Origin of the sequence: Mesorhizobium sp. L-2-11 (assembly GCF_016756595.1) — a bacterium.
GTDB lineage: Bacteria > Pseudomonadota > Alphaproteobacteria > Rhizobiales > Rhizobiaceae > Mesorhizobium.
The window spans coordinates 4,130,095-4,145,328 of the sequence record NZ_AP023257.1 but is presented as its reverse complement, the minus strand read 5'-3'; the positions used below and the strand labels follow the sequence as shown (position 1 = coordinate 4,145,328).

Below are 15,234 nucleotides of genomic sequence, written 5' to 3'. Positions count from 1 at the left end.
GTCATCGTCTCGAATCACGCAGAACAAGCGCATCCAATTTGCCGGAAACCGCAGCCCAAAGCCACGAAATTCGGCAATCTGAAAACCGAAATCAGGGGAAATTGTTAAACGGAATCAAAGCATTCCGAGTTTTTCACGGACGACGATCTAGGCATTGCTCAAGTGCCTGGACACCAGAACACCAGGCCCGACGCGGGAAGTATGCAAATTGATGGAAATTTCGGAAGCGGCTCAGTTTCGAGAATCGCCAACGCCTCATCGGATGACCGCGCCTGTCGGATTCGCTCCCGAACCTGAGATGCCCGAAACAGTCGGCATATTTGGGAGAGGGCAGGGAGGAAGGCGGAAGTGGAAGAGCGCGGCCAGAGTACAGTGTAAATGAGGTCGACGGGGTCGTCGTCGGGGCCCTCGAAATTGATAGGCTGGGCCAAGCGTGTCAACGACGCGACAGGCGAAGAGATTGTGCCAAGTAGAGCGTGGGGGATCGCGACGCCATGACCGATGCCCGTTGAGCCGAGACGCTCGCGGTCGAAAAGACCACGCAGAACCATCTGCTCGTCAAGCCCAGTTCTCCGCGCGATCCTGACCGCGATTTTTGACAAGGCTGATTGCTTTCCCTTTGTCACAAGGTCGAGCGAAACGTCTTCTTCTGAAAGGATGGGGGAGATCATCAGGGTCAACCTCCGTGTCGATCCAAACGCGATCGCAAATGAGCGTTCAGCCGCACTGGTTAAGCAGGACAGAGTTCTCAGTGGACTGAGGTGTGGAGATGAGGCTGGTTGTCCCGGACGCGAAGCCAGGGCTCTTCTCGCGTCCGGGCTAATGGCCCGTTTTGACGCGTTTAGGCTCCCGCCGGAAATCGAGGCTGAAAATATTCATAGCAATTAAGAGGTAGTGAAAGATTTTTCGAAATCAAGCAAAACAGGTACGCACCTGACTAGCAGAAATAATGCATTTAAATGCCAGTTATTTTCGTTTGACGAACAGAATAGTCTCCTGCTTGCTGGCTGAGCGGGCCGTGTCAGAAAATCGAATGTTTAGACGGGCCTCCAAATTTTCAGCCGTCGCGATTTTCATTTCAACCAGGAGGTGTCGTGATGAAAAAACTCGTCCTCGCAGTTGCCCATGACAGGGGGCAGTTCGCTTTGCGCGCAAGTTTCCTGTTTGTCGTCAATGATCGATAGGGGCTACCATTATGAGCGGCAGTGCGTTTCCATACGATAATAAAACACGAGCGAAGCGCGACGAGCGCTCTCAGGTAGATATGCCTCTCGGTGCTTGGGCGGCAGCCCAACAACGTGAGCGTGCCACACATCGGCTTGCCGCCTTAGGCGAGATGACTGGGGGTATTGCCCATGATTTCAGAAACCTCCTAGGAGTCATCGGATCCGGCCTGAGGCTTGCCGAAAAAAGAGCCGAGGAGCCCGAAAGCGTGAGGACCTACATTGCGGCAGCGCAGCAGGGAATCGATCGAGGTATCGAACTAACGTCACTGGTACTGGCCTTCGCAAAACATCAGGAACTCGATATCCACGCTGGCAATTTGAATGACTTCCTCAGGTCTTTTGAGCCTTTCCTGAGATATGGCGCAGGCCCCGATGTCCGCGTCAAGCTGGAGCTTGGTTCCGATATCCCGAACTGCTTGATCGACCCGGCGCTGTTCGACTCTGCAGTGCTTAATCTCGTAATGAACGCACGAGATGCGATGCCAAGTGGCGGGGAGTAAGCGGTCAGCCGATAACGTCAGGCCTAAAGTTCCAAGGCATGAGCATTTCGATTTCGGATGCCGGCCAGCCTTGAGCGATGCGGGTCAAGGTCTGCGAGAGCCAGTCGAGCGGATCGACGCTGTTCATTTTGCAGGTTTGCAGCAAGGTGGCTACCGTCGCCCAGGTTCGTCCACCGCCGTGGCTGCCGGCGAATAGACTATTCTTTCGCGTGATCGTCTGGGGCCTGATTGCACGCTCGACGATATTGGAGTCGATTTCGATGCGACCGTCCATCAGAAAGCGTTCCAGCGCCTCCCGCCGGGTGAGCGCGTAGCGGATCGCCTCGGCGGTCTTGGATTTTCCGGAGACCTTGCCCAGTTCCGCTTCCCATAGATCGAAGAGGCTCGCGACAATGGCCACGGACTTTTCCTGACGTAGCGCGGCGCGGCTTCCGGCATCCTTGCCGCGGACCTCGTCCTCGACCTTCCACAATTCGGTCATGGCGATGATCGAATCCGTCGCGGCCTGCGAGACCCCGCTGATGTGCAGGTCGTAGAATTTGCGCCGCAGGTGAGCCCAGCACCCGGCGAGCCGGATTGTTTCATTGCTGCCGGCTTTGGCCCGTGCCTTGACCAGGTTGGTATAGGCCGAGTAGCCATCCACTTGCAGGATACCGCTGAATCCGGCGAGGTGGCGCGCCACGCAATCCGCACCTCTGCTGTCTTCAAAACGATAGGCAACCATTGGCGGACTGGTTCCGCCATAGGGTCGGTCATCCCGTGCGTAGGCCCACAACCAGGCTTTCGTGGTTTTCCCGGAACCAGGGGCAAGGGTGGGCAAGGTCGTCTCGTCGGCGAAGACCCTTTCGCCCTCCTTGATGCGCTCCAGTATGTAATCAGCAAGCATCTGCAGCTCGAAGCCCAGATGCCCCATCCACTGCGCCATCAACGACCGGCTGATCTCGACGCCGTCGCGCAGATAGATCGCCTCCTGCCGATAAAGCGGGAGGCCGTCGGCGTATTTGGAGACGGCGATATAGGCGAGCAGCCGCTCCGTCGGCAGCCCGCTTTCGATGATGTGCGCCGGCGCCAGAGCCTGGACCACGCCGTCACGGCCCCGGAAGGCGTATTTGGGACGGCGCGTGACGATGACCTGGAACTTCGGCGGCACGACGTCCAGCCGCTCGGATCGATCCTCGCCGATCAGAACCTTTTCAAGCCCCTCGCAGTCGGCCGGGATTTCCGGCTCGACGACCTCCTCGATGCGTTCGAGGTGGGCAGCAAAGCCCTTGCGCGGACGCGGGGCGCGCTTCGGCTTGTTCCCGACCGCGCGGTCGAGTTCGCTCCGGATTTCCGAAAGGCCGGTCTCGACCTCTTCGAAGGCAAAGGAGGCCTGCTCGTCGTCGATGGCCAGGCGTAGCCGCTCGGAACGCGTGCCATGTTGCGTGCGCTGTAAAACTTTCAGGATTGACGTGAGATTGGCGATCCGCTCGCTGGCGCTTTTCTCGACAGCTTTCAGCCGGGCGACCTCCGCCTCAGATGCTGCGATCCGAGCGTCGGCGACTGCGATCCGGGCCTCGCTTGCAGCCTGCTCGCGAGCCATGGAAAGGATCATCGCCTTCAGCGCATCAACGTCGTCGGGAAGGGCAAGACCCGGTAGAACCATGGCAAGCAACAGAGCACAAAAACAGCCGCTTTCCCAACCGTTCCAGCCGCATGATTCATCTTGCCGCAGGCCGGTTTCAGCCCGTCGATAACGGCCGCCTGACCCTGGCCGGACGAATCTTTTTCCAGTCCAGTCCGGCCAGAAGCGCCATCAACTGGGCGTGGTCGAGACGCATGCGCGCGGCCGATATCCCCGGCCAGCAGAAGCTGTGATCTTCCAGAGTCTTCGAATAAAGACAAACCCCGCTGCCGTCCCACCACACGATGCGAACCCGGTCCGCACGCTTCGAACGGAATACGTGAAGTGCCCCCGAGAATGGGTCCAGGCCGCCATCCCTGACCAGCGCCATCAAAGATGCCGCGCCCTTGCGGAAGTCGACCGGCTGGCACGACACGTAAACCACCACACCGGAAGCGATCATGCCTTACGAACCGCGCGGATGATCCTCGCCAGGCGATCGGGATCGACATCGCCGCCGGCGCGCACCACTGCGTCGCCAATGACGATTTCCACCGTGTCGCTGCCCACCGCTTCAAAGCGCGTGAACTTCGCCGGCTTGCTCGCTCCCTCCGTCAGTGGCGCAACCATGCCCGACGAAAGCGCCTTGCGGCGCCACGCATAGAGCTGCGAGGGGTCCAGCCCCTCGGAACGCGCAACCGCCGAGACATTGCCCCCTGGCGAGAACGCTTCGGCGACAAGCCGTGCCTTCTCTTCGTCCGACCGATGGCGCGGCTTGCGTCGGGACGGCACAGGCTCCGCCGTCAAAATCTCGAATGTTCGATGATGGCTCATACTGTCGCTCATAGGATTCTCCGCATGATTCATGCTGAAAATGAGCGATCAACCGCCTGCACGCTACGTGGGGACGCCTACGCGCTTACGGCGGGGAGATCCGCGTCACCACTGAGCGATTGGTGCAGACGGCCCCGACTCCTGACCTGCCAGGGCCCGAAACCTACGCATGCGTTCGCGTCAAAGACGATGGTTGCGGCATGGCTCCGGAAGTCCTGCGAAAGGTGTTCGATCCATTCTTCACGACAAAGGGTGAGAAGGGCACCGGGATTGGGATGTTGCAAGTGCAGGCATTGGCGCAAATGGTTGGTGGTCGGATCCGGATAAAGAGTGAACGAGGGATTGGAACAACGGTCGACCTTCTGTTCCCGTCAATCCAAGCGGACCTTGGACGCCCGACAACTCCTACAATTTGATGTCGGCGCTCGCGACGGAATGCAATCCTGCCAGGGCAGGACCTACCACGCTCTCGTCCGCACTTGCGGATTGCACCGCGTAAACCGGATAGGAGAACTGCGGCATTTCAGGCACAAGGTGCAGCCGGCCGGCCTCTATGTGAGGCTGCACGGAACTCATCCTGAAATATCCGGAGCCGCCAGTCGCAAGAACATAGCTCAGTGCGAGCGGACCGAGATCGAAAGAAAGGTGCGGCGCAGCACTCGGGAAATTCATCCCGTGGTGAAGTCCAAAATCCGGCCCCCAATCCATATAAACATAATCGGATTCATCCAGGAGGCGCGCTTCGGAATTGGTAGTCACGAGGACGAGTTTTTCCTCCAGAAGCAGATCGATCTTCAAACCCGGTCTGTGGGGGGGCGCGTACATGATAGCTAAGTCGACCATTCCTGACGCGACCTGATTGATCAGATCCTGCGGCACATCGACGTGTACTCGAAGTGCAACATCCTGAAGCGAGCCGCGCATCCATCGGACCCAATCGAGCAGAAGAGGTTGCGCAAGGCTGACTTCGCTGCCGACAGTCAGAACAGCTCGACGTCCCGGGGGCACGGCAACCTGGTGAAGGGTGCGTTGCCATAGTTGGACGAACATCGGGGCGTGGCGCAGAAATTGCTCACCGGCCGGGGTAAGGGAAGCTCCGCCTTTGTGGCGAACAAAAAGCGCCCGGCCCAATTGCTGCTCGAGGTTGCGAATTCGTGCGCTTACGGTCGTCTGGGCGACATTCAAGCGCTCCGATGCCCGAATGAAACTGCCTGTCGAAACGATCTCGATGAAAGTCCGGGCGAGCTCAATGTCCATAAAGAAGATAGCATAAAAATTGCGTTTAAATGTCAATCAATTTCGTTTGCTAGATAGCTAGCCATAGCAATAGGCTTCGAGAATTATCCACCCAGCTCAGCGCTGGATGCTGCGCAGCAGAAATGACCGAAAGGAATTCGACCATGTCCACAGTGCAGCGGGAACTTAACGTCACCAGTGGTTCGCGCATGGTTGCACCCGCCCGGTACTATTCAAAGGTCGTGAAATTCATCGACGCGGTCGCCAAGGAGGCGGCCAACCATGCACCGACCTCGGTTGAAATCTTCTCTGACAGCGGCCACTGGTACTGCCGGGTTCGTCGCGGCGATGAAAAGACCCGGCCGATGGGTCCCTATACCAAGCAACAGGCTGAGCGGATCCAGGAAGCCCGGAGAATATTGATCGCAGAAAGTGGAACCTCTCGGATCATGTTCGAGTAGCCGGTTCTCTCGTCAAGGCCGCTGCCGTTGCCAAGGCGGGCAAGGTTGCCGGCGGTGCGCTCCATTGCCTTCGGGATTGCGACGTCAGGCGAGCGAGCCAAGTTCGGCGATGACGTATCGTGCTGGCGACGGATTCGCAGATCGCCACGGCTGCCCTGATCGGTTCGGCCTTTCGCGATTCCGTGACATCGCTGATGGTGGCCGACTTTGTGATCGGTGCGGCTCCGGGGTGAACGCGGAGTTTCTCGCCACGTCGCCGGCAATTCTAGAAATGGGCCCCGTCGCGTTCGGCGAAAGCCTGATTTTCACGCGCACCGGATCAGATCACGAAAAAATCGTCGGCCAGCAGCGTCGGCCTGTTCGTCAGCGTCGCGAGCTGTGTCACGCCGCCTGCGACGTTTCCGTTGGAATCGTAAAACAACTCACCGGTAACGTTGTCATAGACGATGTGATCGTTGGCGTCGTGCGCGCTAGTCCCAGCGAAGAAATACCTTGGATCGAGGGCTCCGGTGGCTCCAAGCCCCTGCATTACCGAATTCTCGAGCCTGAATGCATCGGCCGTGTGGTTGAAATCCGTGATGATGTCGCGGTTGGCCACTGAGAGCGGTGCGCTGAAAACGAAGAAATCGTTGCCGGCGCCACCGGTAAGCCGATCAATGCCCAGGCCGCCCGTTAGTGTATCGTTGCCACCCCACCCAAGCACGGTGTCATTGCCTCGGCCGCCGTCCAGTTTGTTGTCGCTGTCGTTGCCGTCGAGCACGTTGTCGAGGGAATTCCCCTTGGCCCCGACGTTGGCGCTTCCGGTCAGACGCAGATTTTCTACCTCCCGGTTAGCGACCGCCAGCGAGTACGTGACCAGGCTGAAAATCTGGTCGACGCCCGCTTCGTCGATGACGTTGTCCAGTATATTGTCCACATAATACGTATCGTTGCCGGTACCGCCATTCATCAGGTCGGCCCCGGTCCCGCCATCGAGAAGGTCGGCGCCATCATAGCCCGCTAACCGGTCGCTACCCGCCCCGCCCCTTATGGTGTCGTTGCCGGCAAGGCCGTCCAGCGTGTTGTTCCCATTGTTCCCGGTCAGCTCATTGTCGGAAGAATTGCCGCGACCATTGATAGCGCCAAGGCCGACGAGAGTCAGATTCTCGACATAGCGTGGCAGTGAATAGGTGATCGAGCTGAACACCCAATCGTTGCCCGCCGCATCGCCCTCGACCACGCGGTCGAGCGCATTGTCGAGATAGTAGGTATCGTCGCCCGCGCCGCCCTCCATCTTGTCGATTCCGACCCCGCCGTCGAGCAGGTTGCTGCCAGCGTTGCCGACCAGCGTGTTGTCGAGTTCGTTACCCTTCGCGTCGATGTCGGCAACGCCGGTGAGCGTGAGCTGCTCTATTCGCTGGCCGGACAGCGAATACGTCATCGAGGTGATAACCAGATCGATGCCGGCGCCGTCAGCCTCGATGACTACGTCGGACGCGTTGTCGACGCGGTAGGTATCGTTGCCGGCACCGCCGGACATTTTGTCAGCACCAGCTCCGCCGTCCAGAACGTCATCAAAGCTGCCGCCGTTCAGGATATCCGCCGCATCCGTCCCGGTCAGGTGCTGCTCCATCACGTCCGGCGCGGCATAGGCGCGCACGTAGTCGATGACCATCTTGTAGGTGCCGGACGCCCGCTCGACCTCAAGGGGATTCATGGCAAGCGAGGCCAACATATAGAGCGGCGTGCGGAAGGACTCGCTCATTGGAAAGCGGCTCAGCTCCTTGCCGTCATAGTACACGGTGATCCAGTCCGTCGTGATCCTCGCGCCGTAGGTGTGAAACGCCCCGTCGAACATCGAAGCGGGGAGGCCCGTATAGTTACTTTCCCAAGCGTGGCTTTCCTTATTGCTCAAGTGCACCGCCTGGTGATGACCATCGGGATCGCCGCCATACGCTTCAACGATGTCGACCTCGACGCGCGGCACAGTCTGATTGGGCGACAGCATCCAGAAAGCCGGCCAGGCTCCAGCCCCGCCGTGAAAGGCTGCGCGCATCTCGAAGTACCCGTACTGTTGCGCGAAACCCTGGCCGGCGCTGTTAACCGTTTGCATCGTTCCAGACTGCCAGGCGCCGTCCACCTGCTTCATGGTAATGGTCAGCTTCCCGTCAGAGACGGAGAACGGGTTCGTTGCCCCCACCGGCGACATGAACGTGGCGGCCCCATAGGGGGCATGCACAGGCGCGAACCACTTGCCGGTGCCGTTGTTCGGCACCACATCAAGCGTGTTGAACTCGTCAGAAAAGGAGAGCTTGAACCCGGAGAGGTTCAGCGTCGATCCCTTGTACTGTCCAGTCCAATCGCCAGGAAGAGCAATCGCAGCCATTGATAGGCCCCTCGTTTTCGCAACATTTTCGCGGTTGACCCCCACCGAGATTTAATCGTCCATTTGTTAACGGAAGGGTAACGGACAGCCAATCCGCCGCAAATGGGGTCAGTGCGGTTATCCCCAACGCTTCACGAGAAATTTGGGAGACGTCGCAAATCGCTTGACGTAGCCGGCATACGATATTGCGTATCCTCCGATACCGTGACGCGGGGCTCGACCGTCGCCGCAACCAGCCGCTCCTTCTCCGCCCGCGACCAGCGCCGCGGCGCTGCCCCGAGGTATCACTTCCACGCGGGCAATCGTCATAGGACCTCCTCCCAGGATTATTTCCCGGACTTGCAATGTTCGTCCTCAGGCGACATGGCGGCCTTCAGCCCGGGAGGCCGACAGCGCCGTTGGCAGCTTAAATTGAAAAGCCCCGCGGTTCTGCGCGGTTCGTGGGCCATCGAGCCGAGGTAGAGAATGTTGGGGCAGGGTGCTCTGGCGGAGGGAGAGGACCTGAAATTCAACCTTCTCCACGGATCTGCGGTCACCTTCGTAGTGGGGTGTTCGGCTGATGCTGTTCAGTCGCCGGACCTGGGTCGACCGGCGGAGCCAGCGTGCAATCTTGCCCCTTGCATTCCTCGACAGGGTTATCGGCTGGTGGAAGGCAGTTTTGGCCATCGCAATGAACTGCCGGCTCCGTTTGCTCGCGCCAATGTCGCGTAGATAGCGCAAGCTTGAGGGAGCTACCAGAACCCCTAGGTACGCTCGCCGAACTCTGCCCCGTTTTCAGGCGTCGGGCGAAGATCGTCGGGTGGAATCTGGATGACCTCCGCCTCGGTGCGGCCGAACTCACGGCCGATTTGAAATGCCGCGTACAGCGCGCCAAGACCGATTAAGAATCGAAGCATTTGGGATCTCCTTCGGCGGTAGAACTACACGGCCGGCAGTTAGTTCCACATGGGCGGAACCGCAACGTTCAACATCCGTTGCGACTGACCGTGTGCCAAGGAGGACGTAACAGATGGCGGTCAAGAGGACGAGCGACACGAGCCGAATTAAGAAGGGTGCAGAACTTGAAGTTGAGCACCTGGCGGAGGTGACAGACGTGACGCCCAAACAGGCGCGAGCATTGCTTCGCAAGCACGGCGCAGACTGGCAGAGGCTGAAGGACGAAGCTGAAGATTTGAAGAAAGACGACTAGTCGGGTTTCGATCTCCGGCAGGCGCGATTCAGGAGTAGCCTCGCCTGACTGGGGACCTACTTGCGCACAAGGCAGTCCAGCGCATCTGAATCGACACGCTCAAGGTCTGCCTCACGAGTATGGCTGACGAACAGGATAGAGGGCCAAACACCGGCCAAACACCCCTGAGATCGTCGTTCGACGAACAGGCCCGAGAGCTTATCTTGTTCCTCGGGCTCCAATGGGCATTGATGCTCCGGCAAGCAAAGTCCCTCGCCGCCAAGCGGTAGGCGGCTTTGTCAGATATAGCCGCCTGGTGCACCATGGCGTCTCGCCCGCCGTGCCGAAGGTGCGGCGGGCTTTTTTGTTGTTCGAGATGTCATTAATCGTATTGTTTGCGAAAAATGTTTTAGCCGGAGGAGGCGGTATGCCGATTTATCGAAAAGCTAAAGAAGCTGGCGTCTTCAGTGCATCCGAAGTGGCTACGCTGGGCCGTGTGTTCGACCGGCTCAAGACGGAGGGCGACTCCGAACATCTACGTGAGGCTCTCGCGTCCCGGATCCTTGCAAATTATACGACCGGTATCACTGATGAGAACGAACTTGTCTCAGCGTCGAAACTGCCGTTGGGTCGTTAGATGCAACGCAAATAGGTCCTGCTTTCACCGCTCTTTTTCGACTGGAACTTCGATCTTCGCTGGAACATAGCTATAGGCCGCAAGTTCGGCACGTGCAGCATGTCTTTTCCTCTCAAGATTGCTGCCGGTCGGGCGATGCTCCGATCAGCCCGCGCCCTCCCTCCGTGAGCCGCGGGCTTCTTCGTTCGGGAGATCGAAACTATCAATGCTCTTCGGACGTCCAGCCCCTGGCGCCGACGTGTCCTGGGCCCGGCGAATTAGAGCACCACTGCCCGACGACATCCATGCAACCACCGCCATGTCTTCGCGTTTAGCCACTTCAATTCTGGAGAGCGATAAAGATGCCGGCGTTTATTCCGATTACGATCTACCTGAATCACAGATCTATGCTGGTTGCGTCGATCGCTGATGCTGAGACGGCGCTTCAGCAACCATGGCCATTCATGGACAAGCCGTCCCGACTTGAGGCAATCCGAATGATCGAGGAATGCCTGGCCGGACATTGCAGTCACCAAGCTGCGTTCGCTGCCTTTAAGGCGGCCGCAAGTGAACAGGGGCTTCTTAAGCGAAATCCTCCAAGCGTAGGCCTCAGGAAATTCGACGGGGTTGCCGAAGACCTGCTGTGAGGTGAAGACCTGCTGTGAGGTGATGCCGCCCTCACGACCTTGCGCGCGGACCGACTCGCCTGGGCGGCAATCGCAGGCTAACGGTTCCACGTCTACCAGAGAACACCGCGCGTTGCATCGGCTCTCAGGAATCGTACTCCAGTCGAGTGTGGCTATCTGGAGACCAATGGGTTTACGCCCCAAGCTCAGCAGATCGGCCAGCAAATCCGATCGGCCCGCGCTCTGAGGAGTGAGCGCATGCGCTATGACCGGCTCAGATCCGACCTTCTCAATTGCCGCCGCAAGCGCGGCGCCCTCAAAATGGTTCTGGTTGTCGGCGTCGATATTCACGACGCGACCAACATAAGCTTTGGGAAGATCAAGGATCTGAAGTGCTTCTCAGTCGCGCACGGACCACCCGCCAAATTGAGGAATGGCCGGTGGTCCCTTATCAGCGCCGGAAGGGACTTAGCTGCTCAGATGTCAAATTGGTTGGCCCCTAGCTAACGATGATTCCTATCGCCAGGAACGTGATCGATACGGCGAACACCGGAGCGAGTAACCAGCGAGCTTGGTGGACACTATTTTCCATGGGCTCCTTCCCGTGAACTTGCAGGGATCAACGACCATGCGCAGCGGCGGTTCCGGGTGGCGCTATATCCGGCCTATAACGCCAAAACAGGCGAGACCAGTCCTGTCGCGCATCAGACCAAAGTCCCTCAAAGGGAACAAATGCAGCTGCCTGAGATTTGGTGCCTGGCGCTAAGGCGATCCCGTTCAGCGCATCATCCCTCACGAAGGAGACAGCTATGAGAATGCATCTTTCCACTGCAGCCGCGGGTTTTTTGCTGTTGGCGGGTATCGGCGCCGCTGCCGCTCAGGACGTAGTTATCGAGCCTGAACAGGAGACGGTCATCAGGGAATACGTCAAAAAGCAGCCACTCGCATCGGTGAAGGTCCCTGGGGTAGAGCTCAATATCGGCTCAACCCTGCCCGAGACGGTCGAGCTCCACGAAGTCCCGAACACCAAATACCGCACCGTTGTCGTCGACAACCGAACCGTTGTCGTTGACCCAGGCACGCGTAAGATCATCAAGATCATCGAATGACGTAAGCGACTGGGAGCACAGCCCGCCGTGCTGGAAGGTGCGGCGGGAAGTCAAGCACGAGGAATGTGATCACCATGTCGAACCGTGAGATTGGAGCGTCCAACGCGCCGCGAATGCGTGTGGCTGACCTCAACGAGAGGATGCGCGGCACCCGGGTTACCGAGAGCGAACTGACTACCTTTCGAAAGCTAGCAGCCGTCCTGGGGACGGCAAGGGCAGAATCGATGCCGACGACTTGATTGCCGCATCCTCCGTCGTCGAGACGCTGGACTAAGAAGCTGCTTTTAAAACTCTCCAGAATGCGAAGTGCTGCAATGTCCCTGTCTCCCAGCCTGTTCTCTGTTGGCCTGACTTTCCAATGCCCGCAGTGCAACTACAACCGTCATCAAGAACGGCGGCTGGTTTCAGGTCGTTTCCCATTACAAGTGCGAGGGATGCGGACGAGATCCGGATTACCTATCCCGACAAGATTGCGATCTTTCAGAAGTACGCGCACTTGGCGATGCCGCGACCGGGAATTAGCGCGTAATAATTGGGAGTTACCGGCGCTAATCGGGACCTCTAGATCCCATACATCAGGGCAATGAAGACTACCGGTGCAAAGATCAGGAAGATCGCCATTACTATAATCACGGCGAGGGCCAGGCGCTCTATTCGCCTGACGATTGCAACGACGTCGTCGTCGCTCGACGAAACAAGATCAACCGCCGAGAAATCTGTTGGGTCAGGAGTTTGATTGTCATTGGCGGGTCGGCTTGCGACCTCATCGACATTCTGTCTGCTCTGGATAAGGGTCACAGTTCTTTCCACCGTTAGGGTGCCACTTCGGGTGCCTGCCGCTGCGTATACAGCGAGGCACCCGGAACCACCGATGAAGGGACTTTGCTCGGCGGCCAAATACCAATCTTTTGCCAAGATCTTGGTTGCCAGCCTCAGCCCTCTGTCTTTAACGCACAGACTTCAGTCTTACTGCCTCTTGGACCATAGCCGATCAGGATGCTTCCTGCACTTCCTCGACTTGTGGAGTCACTGGTGCAGAGTTAACGACGTAGGTGTTCGAGGTCAGGTCGCTCGTAGATCGGATGATGATGCCGTCATCTCTTAACCGGGCAAATGTCGCCCTCGCGATACGCAGGGGCTTGCCTTTGGCATCTGAGGCGGTGACTTTGTTCGACCAGGGAACGTGAGTGATGGTGTCTACGCGCTTGAGAAAGCGCTTTTCCTTCTCAGTCAACTCGATCACGCCCGTTCCTCCATACCATTTGCTGCGTTTGGTTGGCCGGTAACGCCGATGATACGACTCCGTTCCAGTACCCACGGCACGAAGCCATGGTGGGGACCCAGCGGGTCCGCCGGGCTTGCTTATCCGCTGAAGCACCCTCCAACGGGGACGAGGAATTTACCATTTGCCCGCCAGGCACCTCTTCACCTTATGAGCCTCAGCGCCAGCTGCCGCCGGCAGCGGGATGCGCAAAGGCGGAAGCAGCTTGAAGATTTCGCGGGCATGTCCCGGAACCGCCTTCAACTGACGCATCTGGCACGGCAGAACGTCCTGCTGCATAGTCCCTCGATCGAAACCAGGACCCATCGAAATGAACTGGGGTATTGAGGATTTTACGGCTGCGGCCACGTTATTTGCCGCTGCATGGATCGGGATTGCGCTGGTTCGACGCAACGTCCATGGCAGGGTACTTCGCCCCATTTTGCTAGTCGGCGTGGTGCTTGTTGTGCTGATGATCTGGGCTCACTTGGCCGTGGGAATCGTCTGACCCGCAACCGCCAACGCTTGCCTCCTGTAAGGTCGTCGAGCCGGCCCATGGTTCATCACCTTCAGCCTGACTGGAGGGGTTTGAAACAGACGATCATCGGACTGGGCAAAGCGGCCCAATCCCATTTCGCCCGGTATTCGTCGGGATGCTTCCCAACGGGCCGAAAGGCTCAGCCCTCGTTGTCCGTGCTGTTCGGATCGATCTTCATCAGTCGCTCTCTGGCATCGATCACGCGCCTTTGCTCGGCCCTTATCCGGCCGCACAACGCAAGATTGAGGGCGACGCCACCGTCCTGGTCCAGCAACTCATTCGCGCGCTTCAGAGAGTTCTCGGCTCGTTTTACTCGCTGTCTCGCCTTGGCCAACTCGAGGCGATCAATTTCAAACATTTTTCCGCGTCCTTTGCGGTTGCGGTCCCTTCGATAGTAGTTAACCGGCGCCGATCCCGTTTGTTCCGGCAACTCCTGGAGGATGATCATGCCCTCGGCCTCGGCAAAGCGGCGACCGCGTCACGCTGGGCCTCGATGCCCAAGCCCGAGCGACCTTGCCGCTGTGTGGATACTCGATAGCAGGCGACCGCGCTAGTCATGCTGCTGTTTCCGGGGGACCCTAAATAGGCAAGTTATCTCAACACCCTAGACCCTGAAGTGACATTTTGGTTTTGCGGTGCGGCATCAACCAGGCTCCTCGACCATAACGAAGACGCTCAGCTGCCGGATCGCCCCGCCCCATCCTCAGCGGGAAACTCTGGCGGCGCCAAGCCTCAAGGCCCCGAAATGGCCCCGGTAAAATAGCGGAGCCAATGATTAGACGGCTCTAGTCGGGAACAAAGTCGAATACCCATGATTTGTACGTTGCCCAGAGTGGCAGGACCGATAGCTATCCAACGGGTGTTCCATGGATTCTCCAACGTTGCCTCCGCCGCCTCCGACTGAACTCAGCCAAGCACTGAAACGCAATATCCAAGCGATTGAGGAGCGCCGGGCGAAGGAAGCAAGCGAGGCAACTTTGGAAGAGAAAATCGCTGAGGCGATTACTTCTTTTACGGGCAGTATGCGTTTCGTGTACCTTCACTTGGCCGTGTATGGCGGCTGGATCGTCTCGAACTTAGGCTGGATACCGATCACTCCGCCATTTGATCCGACATTCGTGATATTGGCTATGGTAGCTTCCGTCGAGGCCATATTCCTCTCGACCTTTGTACTGATCAGCCAAAACCGGATGTCAGCTGCCGCAGACAAACGGGCGGATCTGGACCTTCAAGTGAGCCTGCTGACGGAGCACGAACTCACAAAGCTTACTGAACTTGTGGATGCGATGGCGGATCGGTTGAATGTAAAACCAGCCTTAAGCGATGTAGAAGTCGGCGAGATTAAGAGGGACATTGCGCCAGAAGCAGTGCTGGACGAGATCGAATCGAAGCAGCGGGAGGCTGCGGAGAAGCTAGACCCGCGCTGAATGGCGGCCTCGGAACCCTTCCGCTTGGGCTTGCACTCGGCAATGCTTCGGAACCCATCTTGAGATGGTGTTGTGGGTTACGCGCTCTTACGCAATCAGCGAAGTGCTCAACGAAGCGAATGCCTGCTATTTGCTTCTCGGCCGCCAAATTTGCCAGTCCGCTTTCGACCCCATAGATACCGGACAGCAATGCGCCCCGTGTGAGCCATAGACATCACCCTTGCAGCTACCTGAAAGAAGACGTCGGAAACGACCACGCAGTAG

The 15,234-nt window shown here is 58.2% G+C and carries 19 protein-coding genes; 8 read left to right on the top strand and 11 right to left on the bottom strand.

Going from position 1 to position 15,234, the window contains the following annotated elements:
- Positions 1–158: 158 nt before the first annotated feature.
- Complete coding sequence (locus tag JG739_RS19890; RefSeq protein WP_202363039.1) at positions 159–671, bottom strand: PTS sugar transporter subunit IIA; 513 nt, start codon at positions 669–671, stop codon at positions 159–161.
- A 524-nt stretch (positions 672–1,195) separates the two neighbouring features.
- On the opposite strand from JG739_RS19890, the gene JG739_RS19885 reads away from it, so the two are divergent.
- Positions 1,196–1,726, top strand: a complete 531-nt coding sequence (locus tag JG739_RS19885) for a hypothetical protein (protein ID WP_202363038.1) — start codon at positions 1,196–1,198, stop codon at positions 1,724–1,726.
- Between the two features lie 4 nt (positions 1,727–1,730).
- Here JG739_RS19885 and tnpC read toward each other — a convergent pair whose 3' ends face one another.
- The 3 genes from tnpC to JG739_RS19870 all read right to left on the bottom strand — a co-directional run bounded on the left by tnpC (position 1,731) and on the right by JG739_RS19870 (position 4,175).
- The gene (tnpC, locus tag JG739_RS19880) at positions 1,731–3,371 is read right to left on the bottom strand and encodes an IS66 family transposase (protein ID WP_183445373.1); all 1,641 of its coding nucleotides are present in this window, start codon (positions 3,369–3,371) and stop codon (positions 1,731–1,733) included.
- Between the two features lie 76 nt (positions 3,372–3,447).
- Entirely contained in the window at positions 3,448–3,792 is a 345-nt protein-coding gene (tnpB, locus tag JG739_RS19875; RefSeq protein ID WP_183445374.1) for an IS66 family insertion sequence element accessory protein TnpB, read from the bottom strand.
- On the bottom strand, positions 3,789–4,175 hold the full coding sequence (locus JG739_RS19870) for a transposase (RefSeq protein WP_183445375.1): 387 nt from the start codon (positions 4,173–4,175) through the stop codon (positions 3,789–3,791). The genes tnpB and JG739_RS19870 overlap by 4 nt, the downstream gene beginning before the upstream one ends.
- 110 nt (positions 4,176–4,285) lie before the next feature.
- Between JG739_RS19870 and JG739_RS19865 the strand changes: the two genes are divergently transcribed.
- On the top strand, positions 4,286–4,579 hold the full coding sequence (locus JG739_RS19865; protein ID WP_446720504.1) for an ATP-binding protein: 294 nt from the start codon (positions 4,286–4,288) through the stop codon (positions 4,577–4,579).
- On the opposite strand, the gene JG739_RS19860 is transcribed toward JG739_RS19865, so the two are convergent.
- Positions 4,569–5,456, bottom strand: coding sequence for a LysR family transcriptional regulator (locus JG739_RS19860; protein WP_244749487.1), 888 nt, complete (start codon positions 5,454–5,456; stop codon positions 4,569–4,571). The two genes, JG739_RS19865 and JG739_RS19860, sit on opposite strands and share 11 nt — an antisense overlap.
- 107 nt (positions 5,457–5,563) lie before the next feature.
- On the opposite strand from JG739_RS19860, the gene JG739_RS19855 reads away from it, so the two are divergent.
- On the top strand, positions 5,564–5,860 hold the full coding sequence (locus JG739_RS19855; protein WP_202363037.1) for a hypothetical protein: 297 nt from the start codon (positions 5,564–5,566) through the stop codon (positions 5,858–5,860).
- Positions 5,861–6,179: 319 nt separating this feature from the next.
- Here the strand turns inward: JG739_RS19855 and JG739_RS19850 are convergent, their stop codons facing one another.
- A complete protein-coding gene (locus JG739_RS19850) occupies positions 6,180–8,225 on the bottom strand; it encodes a family 16 glycosylhydrolase (protein WP_202363036.1) in 2,046 nt (681 codons plus the stop codon).
- Between the two features lie 743 nt (positions 8,226–8,968).
- Positions 8,969–9,121, bottom strand: a complete 153-nt coding sequence (locus tag JG739_RS19845; protein ID WP_202363035.1) for a hypothetical protein — start codon at positions 9,119–9,121, stop codon at positions 8,969–8,971.
- A gap of 113 nt (positions 9,122–9,234) precedes the next feature.
- Between JG739_RS19845 and JG739_RS19840 the strand changes: the two genes are divergently transcribed.
- Together JG739_RS19840 and JG739_RS36200 are read left to right on the top strand one after the other, a co-directional pair.
- Positions 9,235–9,414, top strand: a complete 180-nt coding sequence (locus JG739_RS19840) for a DUF3606 domain-containing protein (protein WP_202363034.1) — start codon at positions 9,235–9,237, stop codon at positions 9,412–9,414.
- A 220-nt stretch (positions 9,415–9,634) separates the two neighbouring features.
- Positions 9,635–10,030 (top strand): hypothetical protein, encoded by a 396-nt coding sequence (locus tag JG739_RS36200; RefSeq protein ID WP_342216416.1) that lies wholly within the window; start codon positions 9,635–9,637, stop codon positions 10,028–10,030.
- A 257-nt stretch (positions 10,031–10,287) separates the two neighbouring features.
- Here the strand turns inward: JG739_RS36200 and JG739_RS35420 are convergent, their stop codons facing one another.
- Positions 10,288–10,986, bottom strand: coding sequence for a hypothetical protein (locus JG739_RS35420; RefSeq protein WP_244749486.1), 699 nt, complete (start codon positions 10,984–10,986; stop codon positions 10,288–10,290).
- A 458-nt stretch (positions 10,987–11,444) separates the two neighbouring features.
- Between JG739_RS35420 and JG739_RS19825 the strand changes: the two genes are divergently transcribed.
- Positions 11,445–11,744: a DUF1236 domain-containing protein gene (locus tag JG739_RS19825; RefSeq protein ID WP_202363032.1), complete on the top strand. Its 300-nt coding sequence runs from the start codon at positions 11,445–11,447 to the stop codon at positions 11,742–11,744.
- Positions 11,745–12,305: 561 nt separating this feature from the next.
- Here the strand turns inward: JG739_RS19825 and JG739_RS19820 are convergent.
- Positions 12,306–12,542, bottom strand: coding sequence for a hypothetical protein (locus JG739_RS19820; protein ID WP_202363031.1), 237 nt, complete (start codon positions 12,540–12,542; stop codon positions 12,306–12,308).
- A 193-nt stretch (positions 12,543–12,735) separates the two neighbouring features.
- Entirely contained in the window at positions 12,736–12,987 is a 252-nt protein-coding gene (locus JG739_RS19815) for a hypothetical protein (RefSeq protein ID WP_202363030.1), read from the bottom strand.
- A gap of 349 nt (positions 12,988–13,336) precedes the next feature.
- On the opposite strand from JG739_RS19815, the gene JG739_RS19810 reads away from it, so the two are divergent.
- Positions 13,337–13,513, top strand: coding sequence for a hypothetical protein (locus JG739_RS19810; RefSeq protein ID WP_202363029.1), 177 nt, complete (start codon positions 13,337–13,339; stop codon positions 13,511–13,513).
- Positions 13,514–13,682: 169 nt separating this feature from the next.
- On the opposite strand, the gene JG739_RS19805 is transcribed toward JG739_RS19810, so the two are convergent.
- On the bottom strand, positions 13,683–13,991 hold the full coding sequence (locus JG739_RS19805) for a hypothetical protein (protein WP_244749485.1): 309 nt from the start codon (positions 13,989–13,991) through the stop codon (positions 13,683–13,685).
- 418 nt (positions 13,992–14,409) lie between these two features.
- Between JG739_RS19805 and JG739_RS19800 the strand changes: the two genes are divergently transcribed.
- The gene (locus JG739_RS19800; protein ID WP_202363028.1) at positions 14,410–14,970 is read left to right on the top strand and encodes a DUF1003 domain-containing protein; all 561 of its coding nucleotides are present in this window, start codon (positions 14,410–14,412) and stop codon (positions 14,968–14,970) included.
- The last annotated feature ends 264 nt before the right edge of the window (positions 14,971–15,234 follow it).

What these genes read in the sequence shown, in the direction of transcription:
- JG739_RS19825 (WP_202363032.1), top strand. Translation starts at nt 11,445, where the DNA reads ATGAGAATGCATCTTTCCACTGCAGCCGCGGGTTTTTTGCTGTTGGCG.
- JG739_RS19810 (WP_202363029.1), top strand. Translation starts at nt 13,337, where the DNA reads ATGAACTGGGGTATTGAGGATTTTACGGCTGCGGCCACGTTATTTGCC.
- JG739_RS19800 (WP_202363028.1), top strand. Translation starts at nt 14,410, where the DNA reads ATGGATTCTCCAACGTTGCCTCCGCCGCCTCCGACTGAACTCAGCCAA.
- JG739_RS19840 (WP_202363034.1), top strand. Translation starts at nt 9,235, where the DNA reads ATGGCGGTCAAGAGGACGAGCGACACGAGCCGAATTAAGAAGGGTGCA.
- JG739_RS19870 (WP_183445375.1), bottom strand. Translation starts at nt 4,175, where the DNA reads ATGAGCGACAGTATGAGCCATCATCGAACATTCGAGATTTTGACGGCG.
- JG739_RS19885 (WP_202363038.1), top strand. Translation starts at nt 1,196, where the DNA reads ATGAGCGGCAGTGCGTTTCCATACGATAATAAAACACGAGCGAAGCGC.
- JG739_RS19890 (WP_202363039.1), bottom strand. Translation starts at nt 671, where the DNA reads ATGATCTCCCCCATCCTTTCAGAAGAAGACGTTTCGCTCGACCTTGTG.
- tnpB (WP_183445374.1), bottom strand. Translation starts at nt 3,792, where the DNA reads ATGATCGCTTCCGGTGTGGTGGTTTACGTGTCGTGCCAGCCGGTCGAC.
- JG739_RS19850 (WP_202363036.1), bottom strand. Translation starts at nt 8,225, where the DNA reads ATGGCTGCGATTGCTCTTCCTGGCGATTGGACTGGACAGTACAAGGGA.
- JG739_RS19855 (WP_202363037.1), top strand. Translation starts at nt 5,564, where the DNA reads ATGTCCACAGTGCAGCGGGAACTTAACGTCACCAGTGGTTCGCGCATG.
- JG739_RS36200 (WP_342216416.1), top strand. Translation starts at nt 9,635, where the DNA reads ATGGGCATTGATGCTCCGGCAAGCAAAGTCCCTCGCCGCCAAGCGGTA.
- tnpC (WP_183445373.1), bottom strand. Translation starts at nt 3,371, where the DNA reads ATGGTTCTACCGGGTCTTGCCCTTCCCGACGACGTTGATGCGCTGAAG.
- JG739_RS19805 (WP_244749485.1), bottom strand. Translation starts at nt 13,991, where the DNA reads ATGATCATCCTCCAGGAGTTGCCGGAACAAACGGGATCGGCGCCGGTT.
- JG739_RS19845 (WP_202363035.1), bottom strand. Translation starts at nt 9,121, where the DNA reads ATGCTTCGATTCTTAATCGGTCTTGGCGCGCTGTACGCGGCATTTCAA.